Below are 24,953 nucleotides of genomic sequence, written 5' to 3' on the forward strand. Positions count from 1 at the left end.
CGGAGACGACCGATGATCCAGTCCGTGAAGGTCAAGAACCTGTCGCTGTCGAAGGACAATGTCCGCAAATCCAATCGTGACGCAGGGATCGACACTCTCGCCGCCAACATCGCTGCCCAGGGGCTGTTGCAGAACCTGATCGTCACTCCGCTGAAGAAGGCGGGTACGTTCACCGTGAAGGCGGGCGGTCGCCGCTTGCGCGCTCTCCAGCTCCTGATCGAGCAAGGCACCCTCCCCGCTGACCACGCCGTCCCCGTCCTCGTGCTGAGCGACGACGACAACGCGATCGAGGCAAGCCTAGCCGAGAACTTCCAGCGCGTGCCGATGAATCCGGCCGACGAATGCACCGCGTTCAACTTCCTGATCCAGAAGGGCATGACCGCCGAGGACGTCGCCAAGCGTCAGGGCGTGACCACCCGGTTCGTCGAGCAGCGCGTGCGCCTTGCCGAGCTGGCCCCGCCTGTGTTCGAGGCGCTCGCAGCCGGCGAGATCACGCTCGGCGTTGCGCAGGCGTACGCCGTCACGACCGACGTCGACCGCCAAACCCGCGTGTTCGCCCAGATGAGCAGCGCCTACTACGGCGACAACCCCGACAATATTCGTCGCGCGATCCTCAATGGCACCGTCAAGGCGAACGACGCCAAGGCCCGCTTCGTCGGTCGCGAAGCGTATGTCGCCGCAGGCGGTCGAATTGAGGGCGATCTGTTCGCGACGGAAGGCGATGAGAACTGGATCGACGTCGACCTGATCGAGACGCTCGCGGCCTCGAAACTGGAAGCGGCTGCGGCCGAGCTGGCGCGAGACCATGGTCTCGCGTTCGTCACACCGATCGCGGCGACGCACGTACCCTACGACCTGGAGCGCCAGCTTCACGAGTATCATGCGCCCGCACGCTCCCTCACCGAGGAGGAGACCGCGCGCGTCCAGGAACTGGGATGCGAGAACGACGCCCTGATCGTCCAACTCGAACAGGAACTCTCCGAAGGCAGCGCTGAAGCCGAGGCGCTTGAAGCCCGCATCGAGGCGATCGAGCGCGAACTGGAGACGATCGAAGATAGCCGCCACGATATCGATCCCGGACTGAAAGCGCAGATCGGCACGTTCGTCTATATCGGGGGAGACGGTGAACCCCGCGTCCACACGCGTCTGTTCAGCGAAAAGCCGGTTGTCGACCCTAATGCAACTCCAGTCGGCAGTACGGGCAATGCTGGAATTTCAGGTAATACCGGTAATGCAGATATTTCGGACGCTGGGCCCAAGCTTAGCGCCACGCTGATCGACGAGTTGGCGACCCAGCGTCGCCAGATCCTCGTCGCACACATCGCCAGCGACCCAGGACTTGCGCTCGACCTGACCATCTTCCTGATGGCGCAGAACGTGGTGTTCGAACAGAACCACATTCCAAACCACTCGACACTGAAGTCGGGCGCCGCGGGCTTCCCGATCTTCGGGTTCCGGGACGAAGGCTCGATGGCGTCGCAGACGATCGACGATCAGCGCCAGCGCCTCGACACGAACTGGGCGGGTCACACGACCATGACCGAGCGGTTCGACGCCTTCCGGGCGCTTGATGACGAGGTCCGGGGCGCCTGGGTGGCGTTCTCGATAGCACGAACTCTCGAACCGACGCTCAACGTCGCCCAGGGCTATCGGAGCAACGGCTTCCACGACCATCTCGGACGCCTTCTCGACATCCAGGTCGAGAATTGGTGGCGCCCGACGGCCGAGAACTTCTTCGGCCGGGTCAAGAAGACAGTCATGCTCGACGCGCTCGAGGAGATCGGAGGCCCGATCCTGCGCGGCCGCTACAAGGACGCCAAGAAGGGCGACCTTGCCGGCACCTGTGCCTCGCTGTGCAACGGCCAGGGCATCGTCGAAGCCGAGATCCGCGAGAATGCGACGGCCTGGTTGCCGGAAGCTATGCGCTTCGAGGGACAAGAGAAGGCGGCGCGCACGCCACTGCGCTCTAGCTTCGTCGACGACGAGACCGGCATCGATCCGGACGAGGAAGAGGATACCGATCTCGACTCCGGTGACGACGCAGTGATCGATCACGAGGAAGAGGAGGATTTGAGCCAAGCGGCCTGACGCCGGCTTGCTCGTTTCGAGGCAACTGGGGGCGGCACTCTTTGCGGAGTGTCGCCCCTCTTTTTGTGACTCGGCACCGTCCCCTTCCAGAGGGGAGGATGCTCACGCGGGTTTGCCTCAACCTAATCAGGAGAACGATCGTGGCACAGACCACCGACAAGCCCTCGCCTGCCGACATCATCACCAACACCATCATCGACAAGCTCGAAGCCGGGGTCCGTCCCTGGGTCAAGCCGTGGCGGCCCGGCCTTGGCGGCCGTCCACTCCGCGCGACCGGCGACCCCTACAAGGGTATCAACTGCTTCTGGCTGTGGCTGTGTGCCGAGGGCTCAGGCTACAACTCGCGCACGTGGATGACGTACAAACAGGCGCAGGCTCTTGGTGGCCAGGTCCGCGAGGGCGAGCGGTCGCAGATCGCGATCTTCTATAAATCCTACAGCAAAACCGTCGAATCCGTCGTCACCGGCGACACGGGCGACGAGATGCGGCGCGTGCTGCGCTCCTACGCCGTGTTTAACTGCGACCAGATCGACGGGCTGTCTCCCGACTTCTACCCGAGCCCTGTCAGCATCGTGCCCCTGGCGGATGCGCTGCCCGAGCGCGCGCAGCGCTTCCTCGATGCGCTGCCGGCGACGGTCCACATGCGCGGCGATCGCGCGTTCTACGACCGCACCGCCGACAGCATCACCATGCCGCCCGTCGAGCTATTCTCGACGCGCGCCTACTTCGCAGCGACGCTCGCCCATGAGGCTGGCCACTGGAGCGGCCATCCCGACCGGCTCGATCGCACGTTCGGCAAAAGTTTTGGCGACGACGCCTATGCGTTCGAGGAGCTTTGCGCCGAGATGACCTCAGCGCTGCTCGGCGCCGATCTCGGTCTCCCGACCTCACATATGGACGACCATGCCGCCTATATCGGCTCGTGGTTGAAGGTGCTGCGCAAGGACAGTCGCGCGATCATGACCGCCGCGGCGAAGGCTGAAGCGGCAGCCGGTTATCTGCTCCGCGCGACCGGCCTCGACGCGTTGGGCGAACCCGAGGAACAGGTCCGTGAAGCAGCATGACCGCTCCGGCCGCCCTCCCCGACCTCGGCGCCTACCGGCGCTTCGTCGTGGCATTCAGTGGCGGCAAGGACAGCCTTGCCGCCCTGCTCCACCTCCTCAGCCTCGGCGTGCCGGCACACGCGATCGAGCTGCATCACCATGATGTCGATGGCCACGGCCCGACCTTCATGGATTGGCCGTGCACCCCCGCCTATGTCCGCGCGATCGCCGATCATTTCGGGATCGCGCTCTACGTCTCGTGGCGCGAGGGCGGCTTCGCGCGCGAGTTGGCGCGCGCCGACGCGCCGACCGCGCCCATCGCGTTCGAGACGCCGACCGGCATCGGCCGTGCCGGGGGCAATGGCCCTGCCGAAACGCGCGGGCTCTTTCCCCAGACGTCTCCCGATCTTCGAGTGCGCTGGTGCAGCCCCGCGTTGAAGATCGACGTCCTCGCGGCCGCGATCCGGAATCAGCCGCGCTTCCTCGACGGCCGCACGCTCGTCATCACCGGCGAACGCGCCGAGGAAAGTCCCTCGCGTGCGCGCTATGCGACACCCGAGCCGCATCGCACCTCCACCCTCGCCCGTGCGGTGGATCATTGGCGCCCGGTCCATGACTGGACCGAGCGCCTGATCTGGGACGCGATCGCGCAAGCGCGGATCCGTCCCCACCCGGCCTACGTCCTGGGTTGGGGCCGCCTGTCCTGCCGAGCCTGGATCTTCGGCTCGCCCGACCAATGGGCGACGCTCCGGCTCGTCTTCCCTGCCGCCTTCCGACGGGTTGCGACTCGCGAAGCCGCGACCGGGAAGACGATCCATCGCTCGCTCACCGTCACGCAGCTCGCTGATCGCGGCACGGCGTTCCCGGCTGCGACGCTCCATCCCGACGAATTGGCGCGAGCCGATGATCCGGTCTGGCGTCTCTCGATCCTGGCGGATCGCTGGACGCTCCCTGCCGGCGCCTTTGGCGACCATGCAGGGCCGGTCCAGCTCAGGCGGAAAGGTGCTGAACGAAGAGGACGACGATCGAGACGATCGCCATTGCGGCTGCCATCTTGGTCGCGAGCTTGGCTGCCCTACCGCTCGCTATTGCCGAAGGCGAACGCAGATCGATTTTAAACTTGCGATGCAGATCGGGAATGCGCCCCGCCGCGATAGCAGGCTCATTGTTGATCCCAACGATTGCAGCGCCCATCGCGACGCTGAACATCGTGAAGAGAACCATAACGTCAGTCATCGCAAACTCCCTTAAATGAACCGGCCAGATATAATCGCGATTCCTGTTCTGTTCTAGGGGGAGGAGAGGAAGCCTTCGGCGTTTTGAGCGCGCCCTGGCGCTCAGGAGGTTCAGCGATGCTCTACGACACCCAATACCGATGTCTCCCGAGGTGCTTGGCACCCTGCCCGCAGCGCTCCATGCCTTGAACGCGGGCGTCGACGACTGCCGGCGTGCCGGCAAGCCGATCGACCGCGATGCGTCGATCCTGCTGCTGATCCACAACCTGGCGTCCGTCGCCGAACGTGGTGCGCCCAGCACCAACGAACTGCGCCTGCGCTGTGCGAAAAACCGCAACAGCGTCGTCGCCGGATCCGCGCTGCTCGACATCGCCGGCAACAGCGTCTCCGGCGATGTCGGTGCTAAACGGACCTTTCATCGACAGGCACGCCTCGCACTCGCTTCGCTTGCTGAGGCCATCGGCCTCGAGGCCCATGACATCCGCATCGATACCGACATGGGCAGTATCGCGGACGATGGCACGACCGAGCTGCGCCACGCCGATCTCTCGATCCGCGTACGTCCGCACAGCTTCCTCCCCGACAGCGAAATCACCTTCAACCGCTGCCGGGGCGGCGAACACGCCGGCCCTGTTCAACGCGCACCGATCGCCGAGCTGCTGGATGCAGCCACGTTCCAGCGCCGGCTCTCCGCGACGGTTGGCGACGTTGGCGCTCCGCGCCTCGCCGCTGCCGCCTGATCCTCACGCCATCGGAGACTTATCATGGGTTGGCTCTTCATGCGCGATATGGGCGGCTACGCCACCCCGCGCTCCTATCTCGACAACCAGTTCACCTACCAGCGAGACACGCACCGCCTGACCGTGCTGGCGTCCGCCTTGGTCGGATCGACCTATTATGCCGCTTGCGAGCGCCTCGCGGACGACGCCGAACGGATCGTGTTCGGCATCGTCTGCCTCACCAAGACCAGCACCGGCGCGCGCGACGGCTGCACGTTCGGCTACAAGGATATGGATGAAACGGTCGGGCCGAACGAGAGCGAGTGCCCGGCCGCAATCCTCGACGAACTGACCGCTACGGACAGCGAATATGCCTTGGCGTGGCGTGCGCGGTGCCGCGCTAACCTGCTCGCGAAGAAGCTCGACTGGGCCAAGCCGACCCCGAAGCCCGGGCAGACCATCATCTTCGATGAGCCCATACGCTTCAGCGACGGTAGCGACCGCAGTCGTTTCGAGGTGGTCGCCAATCCCAAGGGCAAAACGCCGCTCTTCCGTGACCCGGAGAGCCGCGCAATCTGCCGCATCCCGGCATTTCGCAAGCGGGCATACCGCATTGTTCATGCGGCGATCGTCGTGAGGGAAGCGGCCAGTGACTGACCGCCACCCCGTCATTGCGGCCTGGGGTGCCGGCGTGCATTCCACCGCCATGATCGTCGAACTCGCGACACGCGGCTAGGCCGTAGACATGGTTCTCTTCGCCGGTCCCGGCGCTGAGAGGTCGGCGACATATGCTTTCATCCCCCTGTTCCGGCCTGAATGTCCGATCGCGGCATCGCGTCCGAGATCGGGCGCATGATCGCCCGCCAGTAGGGAAGGAAGCTTTCGGACTGGGGAGTTTGTCGCTTACCGAACGGCCACCGTACATTTCTCGGAAGCGAATTAATGGTAGAATTTACCCGATCTAAATGCGCTAAGTGTCGAACGCTCAGCTTAAGGTTGAGACGACCGAACCGTCTCGACTTAAATCCAAAAGGAACCACCTGCTGGTGGCATATCTCAGGTGACTTTTGAGGTTATCGCACACCTTGTTGATTGTCAGGCAGTCAGTCCCACTTTTCGATGCGATCTCACAGAATTACTTTCTGAGCGGTTGTACGATTATCCGGGGAGTCCTATTTGCCCATCAGCTAAATGGAGCCAAGAATGTCCGACGATACCTACCAGCCCAACGCTGTTGAACTCGCTACCGAGTTGACAATCGCTTGGCTTAGCAACCCAAATACCCGTACGTCGGCCGACGACGTTCCTGCATTTCTATCGCAGATGCACAGCAGCGTTCAGGCGCTTGTTGGCGGTTCGCAGACCGAAGAAAGCCCTGCGGAAGCACCCAAGGAATACGTTGGCGCGGTAACGGCCCGGAAGTCCCTTGCGAGTCCCGATCACATCATCAGCATGATCGATGGCAAGCCGTACAAGACGCTGCGTCGCCATCTCGCTACTAACGGCATGACGCCAGCGGAGTATCGCGAGCGTTATGGCCTGAAGGCTGATTACCCGATGGTCGCTCCTACCTATTCAGAAGCGCGCCGCACCATGGCAAAGAGCATTGGCCTGGGTCGCAAGCCGGGTCAGAAGAATGAGGCCAAGGCAGAGGTGGCAAAGCCTGCGCCGCGTAAGCGCAAAGCCGACGATACCGCAGAATGATTTTTGGCCGGCCTTTAGAAATGAAGGCTGGCCACCCCAGCTATTTCTTTTGCTCTCCCTTAGGCACGCCATTGTAGGGAGCAGCAACATTTTCATCCGGCTTGGCGTCAAAAGAATTGGGCCGCTTGTGATCGTTGTAAGCACCCAAGGTGATTAGCAAGCCTAATAGGAATACGCGCATCTGATATACCAGTATGATTGACCACGAGTCGGACCTCTATTTTGGTCTAATCCGGCACGTTTAGGTGATGAACCGTGACAGTACAACCTGCCAAGGAAACACCTATCCGTCCTGGAGGGTTTTCATAACCGATGTGATGTTTCCCTTTACCACAACATAATTTCCCTTCTCGAAATTTACTGCACTCGCATCATTCCCACCTTTAAAACGGCGTACAAAATTTACGCGATCCACGTTGACGACGATCGGCTCGCCCTCGGGACTTTGAAATTCCACGTAACCGTTCACTCGTATTCACCAGCGATCTTGACCAAATATACAGAGCTACACATTGTCGGCGGTGTCCGGCGATCTCGCGGCAATCAAAGTCGCTATTTCCGCTTCGTCGATCGTCCGATTTTCCCACGTGTCTTCCACCGCGATCGACTTTTCGTCATCGCGCATTGCGATCAGTTCAGCGGCCGTAGCGAGCGCTTCGTCGAAGCTGTTTCGGTGAACACCGAGCGTGGACATCTCGCCTTCTTTACGGATTACGTAACGCATTGAGCCAACTCCTGTTGGTTGGGATCACTAACCCAACCGAACAGGAATCCCTATGCGTTTCACGGACACACACACCGGCACGCAAACGCGCAAATCCTGGCCATTACATCACCGAACTCACGGTCGAAGCAGAGGATCTCGTCTGCGCCTGTCGTCCCGCTTGTCGATGCGGCTTACACGACGGTCGGAAGAGCCTGAACACGGAGCATCCCAGCTTCGTCACCGCTTGTCATTGAAGGCGCCGGCGTCGATCCCCGGCGTTCTGTCCCTGATGGAGATGACACCTCCGTCCTTCGCGCCTGCGCCTGTTGTCGTGTTGCGGCGTGCGCGTGCTATCCCGCGTCTCGGTGCGAGGATCTCGTCGACCAAATCCGCATCAGGTCGATGCCACTGATGCCGATGGCAGGTTAGGGATCACGCCCGAAGCGTTGGTCCGCTTGTTCGCCGCACGGAAAGCCATTCTCGACGACCTTGCGGCATTCGGGTTCAGCCCCCCCCAAGCGCAGCAACTAGCGCGGTCACGGTCCCGTCTTCCGTCATCTGACGCCCGACCGCCTTCCGCTAGAGCGATGCGGCACATGGGCGGCCGCGAGGCCACCGCAACCGCAAAAATCCGGACCGAGTTGCCGTGTGCCACGGCTGCCCGCGCCACCCCGGTTTTTGCGGTTCCCCTCGCGCTTGCGCTTCGGTGCGGAGGCCTCTTGTTCGGCCGCCCAGGAGGTGCGCATCCGGCGGATAGGCTGCCGGGCTCATTTAGATGAAGGGCTCTACGCCATGACCACTTCACTTGCTGCCGCACTCTCCGCACTGGAGCTTGGCCACCTCGAGCCCCGCGTCCAGGACGTCTCGGGGATGGCAGCACCCTCTCCGGATGCACTGGAGCAGACCATTACCGCAATCTGGAGCGATCTGTTCGCAACCATTCAGAATACGTCACTTGAACGCGACATCGAGGAAATGGGCTGGGGCCTGGTCAACCTCTTCCACCGGGCCGCAGCGAAGAAACACGCTACGATCGATCGCCTTACCGACGAGATCAGGCTGTTGCTGGCCGAGCAGGACGGTTCGGAGATCAACACCTCCAATCTCGAGGACAAGATCGACCTCGCCAAGAAGATCGAAGAAGCCGCCACCTGCTACGAACTGATGCGCGACACCGCAGCGGCGCACTACATCCGCGAGACCGGACGCTCTTGGATCCCGTCGAGCGGCAACCGCATTTCCCTCGGCGTTACGTCCGCAATCGTGGACGGACGAGCCTTCCTCCAGGCACGCCGCGATCGCAAGCGCGACGCCAACACGGCACAGGGCACCCCGGTCGTGTTCGCCGGCGGACGGCTGGCCTTCAGGACCGACGAGGACATGAAGACATTTGGCGACAATCTGCTGCGCACCCTGGGCGCGGTCCGGGAGCGCGTCGGGGACATGTATCTCGTCCATGGCGGCGACATGAAAGGGATCGAGCGCATCGCCGCCTCCTGGGCCGAGCAGCACGGCATCCAGCAAGTCCGCTTCAGCCTGGACCGCAAACTCGGAGATCGCGCCGGCTTCCGTCGCAACGAGCAGATGCTCTCGCTGAAGCCCCGCTACGTCATCGCCTTCCAGGGCAACGGCGTGACCGAGCGCCTGGTGATCGACGCCAAGCAGGCTGGTATCCGCGTGGTGGATCGCCGCGGACCGCTCGGTACCCCTCCCGCTGCCCAGAACGCTCAGCGCGACCGCACGGTCGCCTGAGCTTCGGCTTAGCCGCTGGCATGCTAGCGGCCTTCGCCCCTCGCGGCTTTCCGCAGGGGCTATTGACCTCGAAATCCTCAGGGAGCGACTTCGTGTCTTGCCTTAATCCGTTCCAGACTGCGGCCGTTTATTGGAGCTTTCTGTCGAGCGACTTGGTCAGCCGCAGCGCTTAACCCGCGAACATAGGAAAGGTTTATCGTCATCGTCGTCGACTCCGGCCCTGCGCCTGAACGGTGAGAACGCGGATGGCACTTTCGAGGCCATGATCGGTTGTGCACGCTTCCCAAGGCGAACTGCCAAGCTGCGGCGACTGGTTCTTCAGGGCAAGCTCGCGAAGGTTATGCGCGAACAGCTTCGTGACGACCGCTTGCAACTTGTCGCGTCGCGTCGTGGTCGCTGCTGCCGCGACGCGCTCGTGCTCACGGCGACGCTTGATCGCCGCGATTTTATCAAGGCAGAGATCGAGACCGGCCTGCCCCGTGCTGGACAGCGCAAGCGGTGTTTCGCCGCTGTCCTCGATAGGCGTGGTCAACCATATGTCGGCTTCTTGCCCCAATGATCGCGCTGCGACATCGCGGAGCTGCTGGCTCCGCTCCGCTGCTTCGCGGCTCCGTCGCGCCGACAGCCGTTCGACTGCGCGGTAGCGCGCTGCAGCCAATGGTAACCCGAGCACATCGTCTACGGCATCTTCCCCGCCGGCGACCATTTTCACCAAGGCTTGCAGCGTCGCGATCAGGTCTCGATAGGGTGCCCCTCCGGCGATTACGATCTGCGTCGGCGACGCGCTGTTGCCTGGCAGCACCGTGTCCAACCACGCCTGCGGTTCAAGCAGGAAGGCTTCTTCCGGCGGTAGATCGGCGATGATCTGGTCGACGAGCACGTGCGCTACTTCCTCGCGACGATCGATCTCGACCAGGCGACGCTGCTCGCGCTCGATCCTCGTCACGACATCGTCGGGAAGGCGATACTCGCCGGGTTCGTCGGATTGCAGACTTCCCGTCACGCAGAGCGCATCAAGATAGTCCTCGAGCGCTTCATGCGGGAAACGGAAAGCGCGATGATGGACGCGCATCCATGCGTGTACCTTGTCGGTTGGCGGCTGGACAAAAGCCGGCGCGATGAGCGGCTTGAGATACACGAGCACACGCTCCAGCGAGAATGTCTCGGCCTCGTAGCTTCTGATGTCGCCAATCGAGACGAACTTCTCGACCACGGTTGCTTGCCACTCGTCTTGTGTGACGGCGAAGCCCTCGCCACCACCTGAAATGCCGATCAGCTCGCCCTCGTCCCGGGCAATCAGTTGGAGGAGCGTGGGATCGCTGATCGGGCAGACCGCCGCGTGCGCGGAGGCGGCCGCGCCCAATAATGCGTGCGCGTCTGCCTCCACCGTCAACGCCTCACGTCGTTGACGGTCGGCCTCCTGGGCGGCCTTGCGTCGCGCCGCCTCCGCCCGGCTCGCCGCTGCTGCGGCCAATTCCGCGCGCAGCTTGTTTTCGGCCCGATCCCGCCTTGGGTTGCAAAGCCAGGTCCGCGGCGCCGTCTCCAGCAGTCCGCGCTCGATCACGGCGATATCCTGACACGTCCGCAAATGACGGAGGTTGATTTCGATCGCTGGCCAGCTGTTGGACTGGATCAGCGCGATCTTGTCCTCGCCGCACGGGTGGGTGACGCAGATCTCGACGATCAGCTCGCGCCTGTCATCAAGGATCAGCACGATGTCGGGCACGATGCGATCGAGGCGCCGCTCAGACCGGACATCGCTGAATGTCATCCACTTTGCCTTGCTCTCGTGACGCGAGGCACCGTCGACGACGGCGGTCACCACCGGTGTCCAGATCTGCTTTTTCTCCACCAGCAGCTGCTTAGCCCAGTAATGCGCATTGGTTTCGCGGCCACTGCCGCATCCTGAGTCCTTGCCTTGATGCGAGAAGTGCGCCGCCTTCTTCGCACCCTTGCGGGCGATCAGCGGCGCCTTGCAAGCCGGACAGATCAACCGGCATGCAAGGCCGCGTCGGGCAGCGTTGATGTGGACTGGCGCGCCCTCGGCATCGAGGCCCCAAACGAGATCGACTCCAAAACCTGTAAAGGCGGAGTGATCGACAAAGCCGAAAGGGTTAGGGGTTGGATCGTCCATACCGCCGGGATTTGCCCTCCACTAGGCCAACCTTTCTATGATCGCTCGGTCGCCGAGGGAATGCCTCAGATGAGTCTGCCGGCATTTCCCGCTTTGGCATGCAACCTGGTTGCGAGCTCCGCCATGTCACCCTCCGGGGCGGTCGGGGCTACCCGGTCGAACACCGCCAATTCGCGGTGCGGTCGGTGGGTCGGTATCAAGCCGGCCGACACTGTCCAGATAGGGCTGAATCTCGTCGGCTTCGAAAAACGTCGCCGGGTCGAACCGCGCCTGCCGGAGATGCTCGACAAAGTCCGGATGCGTTTCGAACAGAGCGTTGATGGCGAGGTTAAGCTTGGTCGACACCTTGGCGGATTGGGCTTGGGCGATCGGCAACGCCGCTTCGAGCGCCTTGTCGAGATCAACGGCCTCTGCAACCTGAATATAGGCGCTGGAATGTGGGTAACTGAACGCCATTTTCTTGGCCGGGATGTCGAGTGCAAGCACCACGCGATGCTCCTCCCAACCCGTGGCATTGCCAAAGTGTGCGAGATATCCGTCGCGTAACGCAGTGACGCGGTCATGCACAGCGCGCTGCCTTGCATCTAGATATGCGGTGATCTGCAGCTTGTTCCGGCCCTCGCTGCGACTGTGCGTGGCGCGCGTGTATAGAAGCACGGCCTGCCCAAATAGGGCCTGTACGGTCGCCGCCTCCTGGCGGCGCGGAGCCGTGCCCCGTGCTGACGTCGCCTGGATCAACTGCGACAGCGCCTTGCATGCCGTCATCATCTCGCCGGCCCGTTTGAGGTCGTTGACGACCGAGAACATCGAGGTCGCCGCGCGTGCCAGCGGCTTCAGCGCCGTGATCGCCGCATCCTCGGGAAAGCGCGCGACCAGCGCATCGAGATCGAATAATTCCAACATCGCGGTGCTCAAGTCCTATCAAGAGCGGTGACGGTTTACCGCCACGTGCCGCGTAGCCTCTGCTCGGGATACTCTCTCTTGCATGGCCGAGGGTGTACCATGCTCGACGACGAGAAAACCCGTTCTTGCGGATGTGTACGAATATAGCGCTCAGACAGATAAGCCGCTCAGGTTCGTCCAATACTGGACAATCCGTTCAATCTGCACTATCTATTCAATCAAGGTGGAGGCGATCATGAGCGAAGCAGCGATGACGTTGGATGTGGCCGAGATGCAGGCAGTCCTGCGTGGACGCAATCCGCAAGCCCCGGCCGCCGAGATCAAGACCATGGCCCGGATCGTCTCGATCGCGGTCGACGTCATGTCGGGGTTTCCAGCAGTCGATCTGCGCGGTGTCGCGCGCGAGCATAAGCTGCGCGCTGCGCTGGAACAGGTCGCTCTCCAGTTCACGCCGGCCGCGACGGTGAAAGGCGACCCTGTCGAGCAGACGCGGGGCAGCGGTCTTGGCGAGGTGATCAGCCTGAGCGAAGGGCGCGCTCGTGTCGCCGCCTATGCGGCCCCGAAGGCGATCGAGGACTGGGCGGGACCAGTGGGTGGTGCGAGCGACATCGAGGCGCAGATCGGCGTCAAGCGAACGACGCTCAATACCTGGTACAAGCAAGGCGCGATCATCGGTCTGCTCCGCGGGCAGCGCAAGCTGGCCTATCCGCTCGAGCAGTTCATCGACGGCCGTCCCCTCCGGGGCATCGCCGACGTCTTGGCAGTCGCGCCGGACGCGCGGTCTGCCTGGCTCTGGATGCGGCAGCCGCATGGCGCGCTGGACGGAGAAACACCGCTGGCGGCCTTGCACGCAGCGCAGCAGGATAAGGTCAGTATAATCGCCTTGCGGGACTTCCACCGCGACATCGACTAATCGGGCAGCAATGGCGCTCGATCCGAAAATCCTTACCTCGCTGACCCGCCGGGTCGAGCCAGCTGACTATCTGCGTGTCACGCCCTGGGCGCGGCGCAGCACGCCTCTCGGCATGGGCTTTGGCGAGACTCGGTTTGCCAGTCCCACCAAGGCCTTCAAGCTCCTCTATATCGCTGAGGATCTCGCGACTTGCCTCGCCGAAGCGATCATCCGTGACCGTTTCGAGGGAAAGACCGTCCGCGAGCTGGCGCAGTCGGACATTGCCGATTGGGGGGTGTGTGCGGTTTCGGCGACCCGGCCGCTCCGGCTGCTGACGCTGCGCGGCGACGCATGTTTCAAGCTTGGCATCTCGACCGACATCGTCGGCGCCAAGCGCCAAGATGAGGCGCGTGCCTTTAGCCAGGCGCTGTATGAAACGACTGATCTCGATGGGATCGTCTACCACTCGCGGCTCCGCAAGAAGAACTGCATGGCGATATACGACCGTGCGGTGACGCCTGGACTGAGCGCGCAGGCCGTGGTCCAGCTTGAGCGGCTCGCCGCTTTGGTCCCTGCCCTCAAGACCCTCAAGACCACCCTGATCTGACATATTGAGGGTTCCGGCTGAGAACCTCCTGGCGGCCCCCGGCTGCGCCGGGACCATCGCTTTCGCTTTGCTTCACCGAGTTCCGTCGGTCTCGGCTCATTCGGGTGACGATCGACGAACGGAGGCGCTGGCGCCCAAAATCGGCGTTTCAGCCGAGGAGAGATTCCGTAGGGCGAGGACAGAGCCTGCCCCGGGCGTGTACCCTGCCAGGGAGCACGTCACCACACCGCAATGATCTGCGGGCCGGCTTCGCCGTGCTTTGCTAGGTGAAAATCCCCTGCCGGCATCACGACAGGCGCGCTCAGTTCTCGTGGTCGGACGGGGGTCTGCACGGTACGATCCATCCCTTCGTCATCTCGCCATGCACGCAGACCCGCGCCGTGTAAGCACCGCAGTGCGATGGGTGTGCCCGAGCCATTACTTTGGTCACGACCTCCCCGCCCAGCGCTGCCGACCGGTTGAAGGTAATCAGGCCGCCTTTTTCGAGGCCCGTGTAGCGGAGCGATGGCACTGCAATTGCAGGGATGCGTGTGGAGGTCTGCCTATGGTTCCTGTCCGATTGCGCCAGCCTGGGGATCATCCCCTCTCTTTCCTGAACGACCTAAGCCGTCCGTCCGTCCTCTCCAACCCGCGATCATACGGGCCGAGTTGCCGTGTGCCGCGGCTGCCCGCACCACCCCTTCGATCGGGGTTCCCCTGCGCGTCTTCGCGCTTTCGGTGAAGAGGCCGTCCTGGCCGTCTTCGGCGGTGTTCAGTCGAGGGAACGAACCCTCAGGCGACACAAAAAGGAACCTCGAAATGCAGAACCTCGTCATCCTCGCAGGCAACGTTGGCGCCACTCCCGAGACCCGCACCACCCAGGGCGGCACTAAGATCACCCAGTTCAGCCTCGCGACCTCACGCCCGAAGCGCGATAGCGAGGGCAAGATCATCAAGGAGAATGGCCGTCGGGTCGAGGACGCCGAATGGCACCGCATCACCTGCTTCAACGGCGTCGGCAAGACCGTCGCTCAGTATGCCGAGAAGGGCCAGAAGGTGATGGTTCGGGGCCGCATCCACTACACCCGCTGGACCGACAACGAGAACATCGAGCGCTACGGTGTCGAGATCATCGCCGACGAGGTGACTTTCCTAAGCCGCGGTCGCCAGCAGCAGGGCGATACCCAGGATCACGGCGGTCTGGATGACGACGACGTCCCCTTCTAACAAAGGGAAAGCACGGCCCGGAGCTACGGCTCTGGGCCTCTTCCCATGTTCCGCCTTGCGGCAAGAGCCGCTGGCGTAGCACGATGCTGCACAGCTCGCCTTCCTGCGAGCTTTGCGAGGGGAGATGAGCATGAAACGACTGTGGCTGGCTCTGGCAGGCGCGCTGACACTCGCCGCCTGTGGGAAGTCCGTGAACGGCACCTACAACATGGTCAACGCGCCTGTTTCTGGAGTAGTCGCCACGTTTGGCGACAAGACTTTCTCGCTCTCCAGTGGCGCGAGTGGCAATTACGAGCTGAGCGGGGATACGGTAATCCTGTCCGGGTCGTCGCTTACGGGAAGCTTTAAAATCGAGGGCGATAAGCTGGTAGGCGACCGGTTCAGCTTCGTGCCGCGAGACCCCAACGACACATCGCCAATCAACCAAGGCCGACATCAGACTAACCGGGCCGAGAAGCGGAGTGACTATCACCAGTGAGGTGACGACCTTTCCATAATGACGACGTAAAACGGCCTGCTCGAAAAGGGTGGACGTCTCCCGGCTGCGCCGGGACCGTCGCTCTATTCCGCGTGCGCTCCACCGAGCCTCGACGGGTTTCGGCCCATTCGGGTAACGATCGACTGACAGGCGTGGCGCGCGGGGGAAGATTCTTCCTTACAGGCTACATCGTTGGTTCCCGTCTAGCTAAAACGCTTCCCCATCAAAGCTACTTCAACACAGCGTGGAAGGCGTATGGCGCCAAGTTGAATACCCGTTCCATCTCTGCAAAAGAGTAGAGCCGCACTGTGGCGCTCCGGTCGACGTCGTGAACCATCGCTAGCTTCCAGACCGGGCGAACCTCACCCTTGCGATTGGATCTAGCCTTGCCGTCATTCGCTGCGAGCTTGCCAGCATAATCACGTTCTTTGGCGGTCATGAAAAAATGGGGCTGGTCGAGTGCCGTGCCTTTCACCTCGACATGACGAATGTCTCCCGTAACCCGGTGCGTCAGCAGCAGATCGTACCCGCATTTGTCAGCTTCCTTGCTCTCGCAATGCCAATCAGCGTGCGCCAGAATGGCCGCTCGGACGGCTTTCTCCTCAATCTCTTTACGTCGTGCCGCGCTGCCGCAAAAGCCGAGCCGAGGCTTTTCCTCGGCAGGCTCACCAACTTTCAGCCGTTCGAGAAACTCGGTGCGATATGCAAGAAGTTGTCGCGCAAGGGACTCACGCCAAGCATCTTTCAGACCGTTACCGCGCAGATAGGCATAAGACCGCTTGATGTGGTCACCGCGGATCTTGCGGTCCCGCATCGGCAGCGGGACCGAATATGCCCGATCGGCACTTAACGTGAAGCTGAACTTTCCTCCGTCCGAATCTTCGCTGAGTTCGGACGCGTCGGGTCGCGGAGCATAGCCGCGAACGAACGTCGCACTCTCGTACCATCCCACTAGATAAAGGCCGCTCCCACCCGGTCTCTTGGAGAGCGCGAATACGAGCCAATCGTCCGGCGATGCCGGCATTGGCGGGCTGTGATGCTCGCCGAGGGGAGGCGTGTAGGCGTAAAAGCGGCCGTCCGTCGCGGGTAGAAAGTTGTATTTTTCATGTCCAACGCCGCTCGCGAGATACCCAAAATCGCCACGTACCTCGTCGCTTCGATAGTCGTCCGACCAACCCGTGTTTATCACCGCAATCTGCCCGAATTTAGCCATCAGATGTCCAATCTGCTCGAAGTGTACTCAAACCTCGATTGCGGCCACATCGACCCAACCACCGTGTTTTAGAGGATGGTAGGCTGGCGCCATGGTCGGCGCTATACGCTTGATCGAACATTCAAAGGATCGACGGCGTTATAAGTCGCTGGTAGATAGACTACATGGACGACGATGACTTCCGGGCGATAATTACTGTTTTAGAGCAGGAGCTCAGAGCCTCCGATGCAGCAAGCATCGCTGATGAGCGTCACTATACCGAGCGCGACCCAGAGACGGGCGACGCCCGACTGCTTCTGCCAGGGGCCCGAGCCGTCGAGTTGCTACGATCGTTTGGCCGCTTTCTCGCGACCCAAGATCGCACAACCGGCGAACGGGCGCTTGCGACGATAGCAGAATATGTGGACGGGGAACCGCCGCAGCGTGCGGTCGTCGAACTTGCCCTTGATGGCGATCAGCGCTTCGTCGATCTAGGCGATGCTCCGGACCTTGCAGCCATCCGGGAGGATGTCGATCGATTGGTACGGCGCCTAGGCGGAAAAGACAGATATGGCGATGGTGAGTTCGCATAATGGACCAGACAGCGCGCAATGACGCTATCACCGAGATCAGACGTGTCTTCAGCAATTACCGGCAGGCGCGTTCAACCGATCAGGGCATCTTGAGTGTACTTTCCGATGGCAAGCTCTACGAGCTTTATGTTCTTTCCGACCTTGTAAAGGAACTCGCAGGCCGCGGCTTTAGGCTTCGTTTCGTGGGATCGGCCTCGACATCAAAGAAAATCGCAGCTGGCTACTCGACACTAAAATTCAAAGCCGGTCCCGGCATGATCAAGCTCAGCGATTCTCATTTCGAACTGTCAGTTTCTCAATCGAGCGGTGTCAGTTTCAGAATATTTGTCGATATTGAATTCGACACACTCGGGCATCACCACACTGGAGCGTCCGACAATAGCCGCCGGCACGAGGTCGACATAATCGTGACTACAGCCTCGAGCGGCTACCCAGCCCACCACGAAATAGCCCTTGGTGTCGAGTGCAAGGCCGAAGCGAATTTTGGAAAGCACATCGTGAAACAGGCGCTAGGGGTGCGACGTGAACTGAGCTACTTTACGGGACGCAACTATCCTTCCACGTTGACCTCAGCAGGCGGCCACGTGTCGGTCTGGGTGCAAGCCGATCCGCCGTCCGAGTTCCGTCTCGCCTATATCGATCAGAAGGGCGATAACTATGCCGACAGTCCAGGCGCGTTCGGCATTGAATTTAGGCACCTCGAACCGTGACCAGCGTCATTGTTTGGCAGGAACGACAGTTCGACAAGACCGCCTTCGAAGAGCCGTATGTTTGGACGCGCGATATCTGGATCGCAGCCGATAGCCGTATCAGTGCGCGATCCGAACAATACTCTAGTGGCCACCGTATTCTCACGGACGTGGCGCCGAAGATCTTGCCGATCCGCTTCGAGCTATTCGAGCGCCCCGAACATGACCCGGGGGTTAGACCGGGCTATCATGGCGAACTCGGCTATGCTTATGCAGGGAATACCCTTCCCGCGACGATGACCTACTCCGTCGCTGTTTCCGCGCTAGCCCGTATGACGGCGGATTTTGATGCCGAGCTACCGACGATTAAGGACTTCGTCACCTTTATTGCCGGTATCGGCCACCATTATGCCCGTGAGACTGGCGGCCCGTTCGAGCTCTTCGTGACCGGCGTCTGTCCACAAGACGAGTATAGCGGACCCCAGGTCTGGCATGTAGTCCTGTGGTCGGACGGTCGGCCGCCGAACGCCCATCAGGTGACGTTCGACGCCAATCGGCGCATGTATCTGTTGGGGAATCGCAAGGACGAGCTACGCGCAAAATGCCGCGCAGGCTTCGCGGCCGACATCGGCTATAACCCGACGATTGCGCTCAACGAGTTGATCGAGGCGAGTGGGGTCGGCGAGATCGGAGGGTTGCTAACATTGGCCCGCGTCGATCGCACAGGCGGTCTTACCTTATTTCCCGGCTATGGTGCTGCGGCCGTCGACGGCCGGCTGCCGAACACATTCGACAACGACCTGTTCGGCACGGTCGGAGCTTTCGAGGTCGGGCTTCACCGCTCCTGATCTCCGCCCAAATCTGACCAGACTCAACTGTGTGTGACGTCGGTGTTCAAGGATTGGGTTCTGAACGTCTTCATACTGGGCAAATAACAAACTGGAATGTTCCAGCTTCAGTAGATCAACGGCAGCCGCTTCTTGCCATTCGGCCGTAACTAGGCACTTTTCTGACGTGCGGTCAAAAGTCGCCGATCGGTTAGGGGTCCTCGACCACCGCAATTATCCTTGGGCAAAGCATGCGTACCGCGGGAAGATTGCGGAACCGTGCATGGATGTGCTCGTCGTCGGCCAGTCCTGCTAGGGCTTATCCCATAGGCCATCGGTGCTGTACCGGCTGACAGCGTCCGTAAGCCGCTCAGGCTCGAGAATTAGCTGAACAAGAACCTCCCTCAGCTCCTTCATCTGCAAAGAACGGGGCCCAGGGCCACTGGCCGACGGGAATGCAGTCGTTAAAAACTTCGGTTTCGTGCCGTTAACGCCTCGGAGTGACGGCTGGACGGCCGTGTACCACGCCACGTAGAAAACCATCTTCCCGGACAAATGCCCGAAGAGCGATCCATATTCCTGGGTGGAGCAGAACAAGGTCGCTTCCACGAGAGAGGGGTGCACGGTCACCGCCACGTCGCTCGAATTCGAATGCTTCATTGCGTTATAGGGTGCAAGAAGCGCATCTATAAGGGACTTCTCGCGGCCAGGAACCAGCGGTTTCAAGATCGTCAGCATATCGGCCTTGAGATCGCGACCAACACGGTCGGCATGGCCCCGCATGACGTCGTGGGCAGCCGAAGCGAGGACATGCGCTGCGATGAGGTTCTCGTCTATGACGAGCGCGTCGATCGCGGCTTCGATCTCGTTGCGGCACACTGTATCAACCGAGAAATCCAGGCTGCCCTCGGGACGGTCCGGGCGCTTCTTCTTCCGACGGGCCACCGTTAAAGCGACCCCTCGTCCACCTGGAAGCAGGCGAGCAGCAGATACTGCGTGTCAGGTAGTTTCTCTCGACGCGTTGCCCACTCCGCAAAGCCCTCTCGCGCGGCCTTGACGCTGGCAAATGCATAGCCAAGGCCAAGGTCATTTTCGCCATTGTCACCAGTTTGCGTGACGTACCGGAACGGGAAATAGCTATCCGCCCGCCATTGACCGTCAGCCTCACCTGACACCGGGCGATCCGCGGCCTTGTCGCGCTTCTTCAGGATCAGCCAACCATGCGGCACGTCCCCCGGCGGATCACAGAACACCGTCGCCCCGACATGACCCCCTTGCCATTGCAGACGGTCCATCTGCCCGTTGAAGTCGAACCAGCGTTCCCGGTCCGCCCTCGGCAAATGGTCAGGCATGTAGTGCTCGGCACTCGGACGGTGGATCGCGTTGCGCGACTCCAGCGCATCCCTGTATTCGGTCGAACATGGTATGAAGCCGTTGGCCGTGGCGAGTGGCATGTGTTCAGACAGGATGTGCTGCGGCATAGGCTGCGATGCTCGCATACCCCTGCTCGTTTTTGAAGAGCGACGCCGTCGAAAGCGCTTTTGATCGGGTGCCACATAAGGGACTAGCAAGCGGATGGCGCATTTCCATGTCGAAACCACTGCCGACGGCAGCGTCCGAAACATTCTCCGGGATGGCGAGCCCAGCGTTGAAAGCGTGTCGCTTGAACAGCTGTTTTCGATCGTAACTATTTACTTCAAGGTCGCGGGCTCCAACATCAATTTGCTGCTCAAAGAGCAGCAGAAGCCGCTACGCCGTGTCTACGGTATCCAGGCGTTCGTCATGAGCCTCACCGGAGTTGAGGCCTTTACCAACGCATTCTTCAAGCTTCGAGGCGAAGAACTCGGTGACCCACGGATGATTGAACGGGTCAGTCAACGGCATGGCTCTGTCACCCGGAAGATCGAGGACCTTATAGCTCTGACGCCAGAGGGAAAGATTGAGGACCAAGCGGTGATTATCAAGCGTCTGTACGAGCTTTCCCAGCTTCGTAACGCGTTGGTCCATCCACAGTGGGAGCCGGCATCGATTACGCTGGATGGCACGGCACCGATCTCGATCCTCGGCCTTGTCCAAAATTTTCAGGTAGCGTTCGAAGAACCTGTATTCTGTCGAGAGGCGCTGATGTGGTGCCTGCTGCTCGTTGCGCGCGTCGGTAAAGCACGGGGGGCAACCGACCTATCTGGTTTCCTTTTCCAATGGACAGGCCTGTACGGGTTGAGCGAGACGCAGATCCTTGGGGAACTCGGCCTCGTCTAAGAGGAGGCATGTGCAGGCGTACCGTCCGGCCCCCGCCGATATCGCAGCAATGGAACCTCGGAACGCGGTTTGGATGTCGGCTGGACTAACGTCGAAGTTCCCGCTTGTGCGTTCGGAAGCGCAGAAAAATCAAATCGATCATCGGTTTTTCAGACCGGTTTGCTCAAGCGGTCGGGCGAGGCGTCTCCCGGCTGAGGCCGGGACCGTCGCTCTATTGCGCTTGCGCTCCACCGAGCCCGTGACCGGTCTCGGCCCATTCGGGTAACGATCAACTGACGGGCGCGCGAGCGCGCAAGGAAGCGTCTTTTTCGAAAAGCGGCAGCTCGTTTCAGCCCGTCAGGCAAGAGTGCCAGTGCCACACATCGACCTCTCCCGATCGCTAGCACGCGGGCGGGCTGGCGGGATCAGGCAGCGTCCCATCCCTTTCGAGAGGGATGCGCATCGGGCGGTCCATTGCCAACGCAGCGAGGCTCCGGCCGACGTGCTTCACCCCGCTCTTAAGGCGCAATTCTTGGGACGGCTCAGGGCCTTATACGATCAACCCACAAGGGGTCCGGGCGCTTCGCTACGGCTTTTTTCCGCTGGGCGGAAAAAAGTGATCGCGGCCCCTCCCCGTCCTGTCGGGCGCCTGTCGAGCGGGGATGAACCCCGTCGGCTTCACAGGAGCCTCGGTCATGTTCAACGATATCTGGATCGCCCGCAAAAACGCCCTCAGCCTCGCTCGGACTCTTATGGTCGCTACCATGGTCATCTCGGTAGGCACTGGGTACAGCGTCATCACCGCAGACGATCACGATAGCTCGCTGACCGTGGTTCACGAGTACGACCCGTTCGCCTGACCAGGGGGGCTACGGCCCCCCGCGTCTACGACGCAAGACATGGGGCCACGGCGGGCATCGAGCCCGCCTTGGCCCCGCGCTTCGCGCTACGGCAGCGGGCTCCAACCGCGACCGGAACGCTGATGTCGATCCTGCGGCATGACGACGAGGGACTTTGATCCCTTGCCTGTACATGACGACCGGGGAACCGGCTCCGAATGGACAAAGAAAAAGGTCCGCCGGCAGCAGCCAGCGGCGCCATGATAGATCAGACCTTTCCGATCAAAAGCTGCTTTATCCGGTGGGGGATCTCCTGCGGCCGAAACGGCACCCAGGATTTGGTCATCTCATAGCCGTGCGGATCGGCGGTAGGACCTCGAACGCGGTGACCAGGTCCGGATCACGCAGCAAGATGGTCCACTCGCCGCCATAGGTCCGTGAGGTCAGATAGAAGGTCGAACTGATGCACTCGACCATCCGACAGCGCTCCAGCTTGTCGACCAGCGAGTAACCCGGACCATGCCGGGCCACGACGTCGTGCAGATCCACCCGCATCAACGTCCCACATCCCGAGCAGCGGGTTCGAACCAGAGCATTCATGCGCAGCATCTCGCCCGCGCTGTCCATCCAGCGAGGCCAAAGGGTGACGATGTTGGCAACAGACTGCATGGGCAGACGATAACCCTCAACCGGCGCAGCCGTCCAGCGTCAGCCTAAGCCTGGGGTGTCCTGCTTGACCGACAGTCGCGAGGGCCTTTCGGGCTCTTGGGTCTTGGCCGATGCGCTCCCCCGCGCAAGCCCGCAAGCGGGCTTCTCCACTGCGTTTCGACCCTACGGGTGCGCGATCGAACTATGCACCGGCCGTCCCGTCGCCTGTCGAAAGGCCCCGACCATCGGGGTTCAGAAAGGAGACCATCATGGCCGAGCAAACACCTCAACCAGACCGCGCCACGGGTGGCGCATCTGCGATCGCCAGCCTCAACGACTGGCTTCGCGACAACATTCACGCACCTGGCCGCAACCGGGTGGTGATGACCCGCGGCGTGGCCGAGCTGATCGGCGACGTCAGCATGTTTCGCAATTTCCGCAAACGCGCCGATTTGCTTCGTGCCGTTCGCGCCTATGACAGCTTCGACAGGTCGATAGACCCGTATGGCGAGCGTGACATGGGCCGGTTCGAGTTCGAAGGCACCGACTGCTACTGGAAGATCGATTACTATAATCTCGACCTGTCCGCAGGCTCCGAGGACCCGGCCGATCCCTTCGTGACTGTTCGCATCCTCACGATCATGCGCGTCGACGAACGATGACCTGCCCGCGCTGGCGCAGTGCGTCGGGGCGTTCACCGTTATGCCGAAAGGATCAGATCATGAATGCACAGACGCTAACCAGTCGGATCCCCGCGATCAGCGCCTCGCAGCGCGCGAACCGCCAACGCGAAGTCAACTTCGCTCGGGGTAACGTCCGTCACGAGGGCGGCGTCCTCTCAGACGAGATAGAGCGTCTGAACGCCCGCTACATTGCCGGTGAAATCGACAGCGATGCCCTGACCGCCGCGATCCTCCAATCGAAGACTGTTCAGCCCTGTTGATCGGCGCGGGTACGGTGCGATCGACCGCGCCGTTTTCCGCGTCAAAGCACGCGCATGGGGAAGCGCAGAAGGCGCGTGGGGGCGGGCGTTGCCTACCCCATCACCGTAGGAAGGCTCTGTCGTCGACATATGTCCATCGTGACGAGCGGAATAGGCCAGCGTCAAGGATGCATGGCCCCTCCAATTTGCTCGCGCAAATCGGTTCCTCCATGCCCCGCTTCGCGGCCGCTTTGCGGTCCTGTGACCCCGATCCATGCCGCTCGTCAGCCCACTCCTGTCGTAAACGAACAGGAGGTTCACATGCACATTCAAACCGCACGCACCCAAATTTGGCTCGCGGAACTGGCCAGCATCCGGGCAGAAATCGCAGAGAAAGGGATGCCCAAAGCACCCCGGCCTGCACGCAAGCGGGCGCGCAAGCTCAAGCCGCTCTGGGAGGAATAAGGCGACGGGGCGGCACGGCCGCCCCGCTTTCGTCATGTCTCACGCAGCCACCTAGATGGGCCACGCTATTCCCTTCCTTCCAGCCAACCACGCGAATCTCTTCCTAATAAGTCAGCGGTCGCCATCCTCGCGTCACGCGGCAACGCATTACCAGCCGCTAGAGATCGATGTTTCGGGCGCGCATTGCTTCCGCCGCGAGGTCGGCGATCGGCCCCTGCCCTGACGTGGTCTCATATACTTCGGTGACGTCGTGATCGGCTCACTTATCGAGCATGAGGCGAACTGCTGCGACGCTGGTGTCGTCCAGTACGGTCTTTGTCTCGTCGTTCGCCATGGCTAAGGTCCCGCCGTGTTTCCAATGGAGAACGAATAGCATGAACGTAAGTGACCTGGCCAAGGGCGTCGCGGAAGCGACCGGTTCGAACGATGCCGATGCGAAGAAGGCGATCGCCGCCGTATTCGACCAGATCGCGGCCGCAGCCGTGAAGGGCGAGGAGGTGTCGATCCCAGGGTTCGGCAAGTTTACCGTCAAGGACCGGCCGGAGCGCGAAGGCCGCAACCCCGGCACCGGTGAGGCGATCACGATCGCGGCTTCCAAGAAGGTTGCGTTCACGGCTGCCAAAGGGCTGAAGGACAAGCTGTAAGGCGTGTGCGCCGACGGGATAATTTCGTCGGCGCCAACCCGAGGGATAGGCTTCGTGTGCAACCGGTATCGTATGACGGCGAAGGAAGCTGACCTTGCGGTCACCTTCGGTATTCGCCCTCCTTATGAGGGGGACGAGGAATACCCCGTGGGTGACATCTTCCCGACCGGTAAGAAGACCCCGTTCTACGGCAAGGTGATCGTGCAGGACGGTGCTGAGCGGAACCTCGAGCGGATGGAATGGGGCGTGCCGACGCAGGTGCCTAGCGCGCGTGATCCTTTGGTCAAGCTCACCAAGTACGTGACGAACGTGTGACGTGACCCCCGTTTTTTCCTCCAGTTGAAGCTAGAGTCCGACCCCGGAAAGGGACGGACAGATGAAGCGGAAGCAGTTTTCGGAAGAGCAGATCATCGGCATCCTGAAGGAGGC

General features: G+C 61.5%; 28 protein-coding genes. 21 read left to right on the forward strand and 7 right to left on the reverse strand.

Annotation, left to right across the window (positions count from 1 at the left end; all coding sequences use genetic code 11):
• Window positions 1-12: 12 nt before the first annotated feature.
• From U1763_RS19680 to U1763_RS19705, 6 genes are all read left to right on the forward strand, one after another.
• Window positions 13-2,088 carry a ParB/RepB/Spo0J family partition protein gene (locus U1763_RS19680; RefSeq protein WP_332756620.1) on the forward strand — a complete coding sequence of 692 codons (2,076 nt, stop codon included), beginning with the start codon at window positions 13-15 and terminating at the stop codon, window positions 2,086-2,088.
• Between the two features lie 140 nt (window positions 2,089-2,228).
• Complete coding sequence (locus U1763_RS19685; RefSeq protein WP_332756621.1) at window positions 2,229-3,152, forward strand: ArdC family protein; 924 nt, start codon at window positions 2,229-2,231, stop codon at window positions 3,150-3,152.
• Window positions 3,149-4,249, forward strand: a complete 1,101-nt coding sequence (locus U1763_RS19690) for a phosphoadenosine phosphosulfate reductase domain-containing protein (protein WP_332756622.1) — start codon at window positions 3,149-3,151, stop codon at window positions 4,247-4,249. The genes U1763_RS19685 and U1763_RS19690 overlap by 4 nt, the downstream gene beginning before the upstream one ends.
• A gap of 257 nt (window positions 4,250-4,506) precedes the next feature.
• Entirely contained in the window at window positions 4,507-5,106 is a 600-nt protein-coding gene (locus U1763_RS19695; RefSeq protein WP_332756623.1) for a hypothetical protein, read from the forward strand.
• A gap of 24 nt (window positions 5,107-5,130) precedes the next feature.
• Window positions 5,131-5,742 (forward strand): DUF6927 domain-containing protein, encoded by a 612-nt coding sequence (locus U1763_RS19700; RefSeq protein ID WP_332756624.1) that lies wholly within the window; start codon window positions 5,131-5,133, stop codon window positions 5,740-5,742.
• Between the two features lie 546 nt (window positions 5,743-6,288).
• Complete coding sequence (locus U1763_RS19705; RefSeq protein WP_332756625.1) at window positions 6,289-6,789, forward strand: Ros/MucR family transcriptional regulator; 501 nt, start codon at window positions 6,289-6,291, stop codon at window positions 6,787-6,789.
• 505 nt (window positions 6,790-7,294) lie between these two features.
• On the opposite strand, the gene U1763_RS19710 is transcribed toward U1763_RS19705, so the two are convergent.
• A complete protein-coding gene (locus U1763_RS19710; protein ID WP_332756626.1) occupies window positions 7,295-7,513 on the reverse strand; it encodes a hypothetical protein in 219 nt (72 codons plus the stop codon).
• Window positions 7,514-8,287: 774 nt separating this feature from the next.
• On the opposite strand from U1763_RS19710, the gene U1763_RS19715 reads away from it, so the two are divergent.
• Entirely contained in the window at window positions 8,288-9,247 is a 960-nt protein-coding gene (locus U1763_RS19715; RefSeq protein ID WP_332756627.1) for a DUF2493 domain-containing protein, read from the forward strand.
• Window positions 9,248-9,446: 199 nt separating this feature from the next.
• Here the strand turns inward: U1763_RS19715 and U1763_RS19720 are convergent, their stop codons facing one another.
• Both U1763_RS19720 and U1763_RS19725 read right to left on the reverse strand, forming a co-directional pair.
• Entirely contained in the window at window positions 9,447-11,381 is a 1,935-nt protein-coding gene (locus tag U1763_RS19720) for a competence protein CoiA family protein (protein WP_332756628.1), read from the reverse strand.
• Window positions 11,382-11,507: 126 nt separating this feature from the next.
• Window positions 11,508-12,284, reverse strand: coding sequence for a hypothetical protein (locus U1763_RS19725; protein WP_332756629.1), 777 nt, complete (start codon window positions 12,282-12,284; stop codon window positions 11,508-11,510).
• 82 nt (window positions 12,285-12,366) lie between these two features.
• Here U1763_RS19725 and U1763_RS19730 point away from each other — a divergent pair, with 82 nt between their 5' ends.
• The 4 genes from U1763_RS19730 to U1763_RS19745 all read left to right on the forward strand — a co-directional run bounded on the left by U1763_RS19730 (window position 12,367) and on the right by U1763_RS19745 (window position 15,467).
• Window positions 12,367-13,197, forward strand: coding sequence for an antitoxin Xre/MbcA/ParS-like domain-containing protein (locus tag U1763_RS19730; protein ID WP_332756630.1), 831 nt, complete (start codon window positions 12,367-12,369; stop codon window positions 13,195-13,197).
• Between the two features lie 10 nt (window positions 13,198-13,207).
• On the forward strand, window positions 13,208-13,783 hold the full coding sequence (locus tag U1763_RS19735; protein WP_332756631.1) for an RES family NAD+ phosphorylase: 576 nt from the start codon (window positions 13,208-13,210) through the stop codon (window positions 13,781-13,783).
• Window positions 13,784-14,581: 798 nt separating this feature from the next.
• Window positions 14,582-14,989: a single-stranded DNA-binding protein gene (locus U1763_RS19740; protein WP_332756632.1), complete on the forward strand. Its 408-nt coding sequence runs from the start codon at window positions 14,582-14,584 to the stop codon at window positions 14,987-14,989.
• Between the two features lie 130 nt (window positions 14,990-15,119).
• Window positions 15,120-15,467 carry a hypothetical protein gene (locus U1763_RS19745; protein ID WP_332756633.1) on the forward strand — a complete coding sequence of 116 codons (348 nt, stop codon included), beginning with the start codon at window positions 15,120-15,122 and terminating at the stop codon, window positions 15,465-15,467.
• Window positions 15,468-15,696: 229 nt separating this feature from the next.
• On the opposite strand, the gene U1763_RS19750 is transcribed toward U1763_RS19745, so the two are convergent.
• Complete coding sequence (locus U1763_RS19750) at window positions 15,697-16,680, reverse strand: protein NO VEIN domain-containing protein (RefSeq protein WP_332756634.1); 984 nt, start codon at window positions 16,678-16,680, stop codon at window positions 15,697-15,699.
• 164 nt (window positions 16,681-16,844) lie between these two features.
• Here U1763_RS19750 and U1763_RS19755 point away from each other — a divergent pair, with 164 nt between their 5' ends.
• The 3 genes from U1763_RS19755 to U1763_RS19765 are packed head-to-tail and all read left to right on the forward strand — an operon-like array spanning window position 16,845 to window position 18,789.
• Window positions 16,845-17,252 (forward strand): hypothetical protein, encoded by a 408-nt coding sequence (locus U1763_RS19755; RefSeq protein WP_332756635.1) that lies wholly within the window; start codon window positions 16,845-16,847, stop codon window positions 17,250-17,252.
• Window positions 17,252-17,962, forward strand: a complete 711-nt coding sequence (locus tag U1763_RS19760) for a hypothetical protein (RefSeq protein WP_332756636.1) — start codon at window positions 17,252-17,254, stop codon at window positions 17,960-17,962. Before U1763_RS19755 ends, U1763_RS19760 begins: the two co-directional genes overlap by 1 nt.
• Window positions 17,959-18,789, forward strand: coding sequence for a hypothetical protein (locus U1763_RS19765; RefSeq protein ID WP_332756637.1), 831 nt, complete (start codon window positions 17,959-17,961; stop codon window positions 18,787-18,789). The genes U1763_RS19760 and U1763_RS19765 overlap by 4 nt, the downstream gene beginning before the upstream one ends.
• Window positions 18,790-19,080: 291 nt before the next feature.
• On the opposite strand, the gene U1763_RS19770 is transcribed toward U1763_RS19765, so the two are convergent.
• Window positions 19,081-19,713, reverse strand: coding sequence for a hypothetical protein (locus U1763_RS19770; protein WP_332756638.1), 633 nt, complete (start codon window positions 19,711-19,713; stop codon window positions 19,081-19,083).
• 2 nt (window positions 19,714-19,715) lie between these two features.
• Window positions 19,716-20,249: a hypothetical protein gene (locus U1763_RS19775; RefSeq protein ID WP_332756639.1), complete on the reverse strand. Its 534-nt coding sequence runs from the start codon at window positions 20,247-20,249 to the stop codon at window positions 19,716-19,718.
• 94 nt (window positions 20,250-20,343) lie between these two features.
• On the opposite strand from U1763_RS19775, the gene U1763_RS19780 reads away from it, so the two are divergent.
• Window positions 20,344-21,027, forward strand: a complete 684-nt coding sequence (locus U1763_RS19780) for a hypothetical protein (RefSeq protein ID WP_332756640.1) — start codon at window positions 20,344-20,346, stop codon at window positions 21,025-21,027.
• 674 nt (window positions 21,028-21,701) lie between these two features.
• The gene (locus tag U1763_RS19785) at window positions 21,702-21,866 is read left to right on the forward strand and encodes a hypothetical protein (protein WP_332756641.1); all 165 of its coding nucleotides are present in this window, start codon (window positions 21,702-21,704) and stop codon (window positions 21,864-21,866) included.
• A gap of 321 nt (window positions 21,867-22,187) precedes the next feature.
• On the opposite strand, the gene U1763_RS19790 is transcribed toward U1763_RS19785, so the two are convergent.
• Window positions 22,188-22,514: a hypothetical protein gene (locus U1763_RS19790; protein ID WP_332756642.1), complete on the reverse strand. Its 327-nt coding sequence runs from the start codon at window positions 22,512-22,514 to the stop codon at window positions 22,188-22,190.
• Between the two features lie 248 nt (window positions 22,515-22,762).
• Here U1763_RS19790 and U1763_RS19795 point away from each other — a divergent pair, with 248 nt between their 5' ends.
• From U1763_RS19795 to U1763_RS19815, 5 genes are all read left to right on the forward strand, one after another.
• Complete coding sequence (locus U1763_RS19795) at window positions 22,763-23,155, forward strand: DUF3768 domain-containing protein (RefSeq protein ID WP_332756643.1); 393 nt, start codon at window positions 22,763-22,765, stop codon at window positions 23,153-23,155.
• A 59-nt stretch (window positions 23,156-23,214) separates the two neighbouring features.
• Window positions 23,215-23,436, forward strand: coding sequence for an antitoxin VbhA family protein (locus tag U1763_RS19800; RefSeq protein ID WP_332756644.1), 222 nt, complete (start codon window positions 23,215-23,217; stop codon window positions 23,434-23,436).
• A 300-nt stretch (window positions 23,437-23,736) separates the two neighbouring features.
• A complete protein-coding gene (locus U1763_RS19805) occupies window positions 23,737-23,880 on the forward strand; it encodes a hypothetical protein (protein ID WP_332756645.1) in 144 nt (47 codons plus the stop codon).
• A 374-nt stretch (window positions 23,881-24,254) separates the two neighbouring features.
• Window positions 24,255-24,524: an HU family DNA-binding protein gene (locus U1763_RS19810; RefSeq protein WP_332756646.1), complete on the forward strand. Its 270-nt coding sequence runs from the start codon at window positions 24,255-24,257 to the stop codon at window positions 24,522-24,524.
• Between the two features lie 147 nt (window positions 24,525-24,671).
• Window positions 24,672-24,839 (forward strand): hypothetical protein, encoded by a 168-nt coding sequence (locus U1763_RS19815; protein ID WP_332756647.1) that lies wholly within the window; start codon window positions 24,672-24,674, stop codon window positions 24,837-24,839.
• Window positions 24,840-24,953: the final 114 nt, after the last annotated feature.

The organism is Sphingomonas sorbitolis, assembly GCF_036663875.1.
GTDB lineage: Bacteria > Pseudomonadota > Alphaproteobacteria > Sphingomonadales > Sphingomonadaceae > Sphingomonas.

Excerpts from the sequence above, each read along its gene's own strand:
- U1763_RS19750 (WP_332756634.1), bottom strand. The coding sequence starts at position 16,680 with ATGGCTAAATTCGGGCAGATTGCGGTGATAAACACGGGTTGGTCGGAC.
- U1763_RS19720 (WP_332756628.1), bottom strand. The coding sequence starts at position 11,381 with ATGGACGATCCAACCCCTAACCCTTTCGGCTTTGTCGATCACTCCGCC.
- U1763_RS19780 (WP_332756640.1), top strand. The coding sequence starts at position 20,344 with ATGGCGCATTTCCATGTCGAAACCACTGCCGACGGCAGCGTCCGAAAC.
- U1763_RS19790 (WP_332756642.1), bottom strand. The coding sequence starts at position 22,514 with ATGCAGTCTGTTGCCAACATCGTCACCCTTTGGCCTCGCTGGATGGAC.
- U1763_RS19730 (WP_332756630.1), top strand. The coding sequence starts at position 12,367 with ATGGCCGAGGGTGTACCATGCTCGACGACGAGAAAACCCGTTCTTGCG.
- U1763_RS19715 (WP_332756627.1), top strand. The coding sequence starts at position 8,288 with ATGACCACTTCACTTGCTGCCGCACTCTCCGCACTGGAGCTTGGCCAC.
- U1763_RS19725 (WP_332756629.1), bottom strand. The coding sequence starts at position 12,284 with ATGTTGGAATTATTCGATCTCGATGCGCTGGTCGCGCGCTTTCCCGAG.
- U1763_RS19690 (WP_332756622.1), top strand. The coding sequence starts at position 3,149 with ATGACCGCTCCGGCCGCCCTCCCCGACCTCGGCGCCTACCGGCGCTTC.
- U1763_RS19745 (WP_332756633.1), top strand. The coding sequence starts at position 15,120 with ATGAAACGACTGTGGCTGGCTCTGGCAGGCGCGCTGACACTCGCCGCC.
- U1763_RS19705 (WP_332756625.1), top strand. The coding sequence starts at position 6,289 with ATGTCCGACGATACCTACCAGCCCAACGCTGTTGAACTCGCTACCGAG.
- U1763_RS19805 (WP_332756645.1), top strand. The coding sequence starts at position 23,737 with ATGCACATTCAAACCGCACGCACCCAAATTTGGCTCGCGGAACTGGCC.
- U1763_RS19740 (WP_332756632.1), top strand. The coding sequence starts at position 14,582 with ATGCAGAACCTCGTCATCCTCGCAGGCAACGTTGGCGCCACTCCCGAG.
- U1763_RS19710 (WP_332756626.1), bottom strand. The coding sequence starts at position 7,513 with ATGCGTTACGTAATCCGTAAAGAAGGCGAGATGTCCACGCTCGGTGTT.
- U1763_RS19735 (WP_332756631.1), top strand. The coding sequence starts at position 13,208 with ATGGCGCTCGATCCGAAAATCCTTACCTCGCTGACCCGCCGGGTCGAG.
- U1763_RS19680 (WP_332756620.1), top strand. The coding sequence starts at position 13 with ATGATCCAGTCCGTGAAGGTCAAGAACCTGTCGCTGTCGAAGGACAAT.
- U1763_RS19795 (WP_332756643.1), top strand. The coding sequence starts at position 22,763 with ATGGCCGAGCAAACACCTCAACCAGACCGCGCCACGGGTGGCGCATCT.
- U1763_RS19785 (WP_332756641.1), top strand. The coding sequence starts at position 21,702 with ATGTTCAACGATATCTGGATCGCCCGCAAAAACGCCCTCAGCCTCGCT.
- U1763_RS19775 (WP_332756639.1), bottom strand. The coding sequence starts at position 20,249 with ATGCCGCAGCACATCCTGTCTGAACACATGCCACTCGCCACGGCCAAC.
- U1763_RS19810 (WP_332756646.1), top strand. The coding sequence starts at position 24,255 with ATGAACGTAAGTGACCTGGCCAAGGGCGTCGCGGAAGCGACCGGTTCG.
- U1763_RS19755 (WP_332756635.1), top strand. The coding sequence starts at position 16,845 with ATGGACGACGATGACTTCCGGGCGATAATTACTGTTTTAGAGCAGGAG.
- U1763_RS19695 (WP_332756623.1), top strand. The coding sequence starts at position 4,507 with ATGTCTCCCGAGGTGCTTGGCACCCTGCCCGCAGCGCTCCATGCCTTG.
- U1763_RS19760 (WP_332756636.1), top strand. The coding sequence starts at position 17,252 with ATGGACCAGACAGCGCGCAATGACGCTATCACCGAGATCAGACGTGTC.
- U1763_RS19800 (WP_332756644.1), top strand. The coding sequence starts at position 23,215 with ATGAATGCACAGACGCTAACCAGTCGGATCCCCGCGATCAGCGCCTCG.
- U1763_RS19700 (WP_332756624.1), top strand. The coding sequence starts at position 5,131 with ATGGGTTGGCTCTTCATGCGCGATATGGGCGGCTACGCCACCCCGCGC.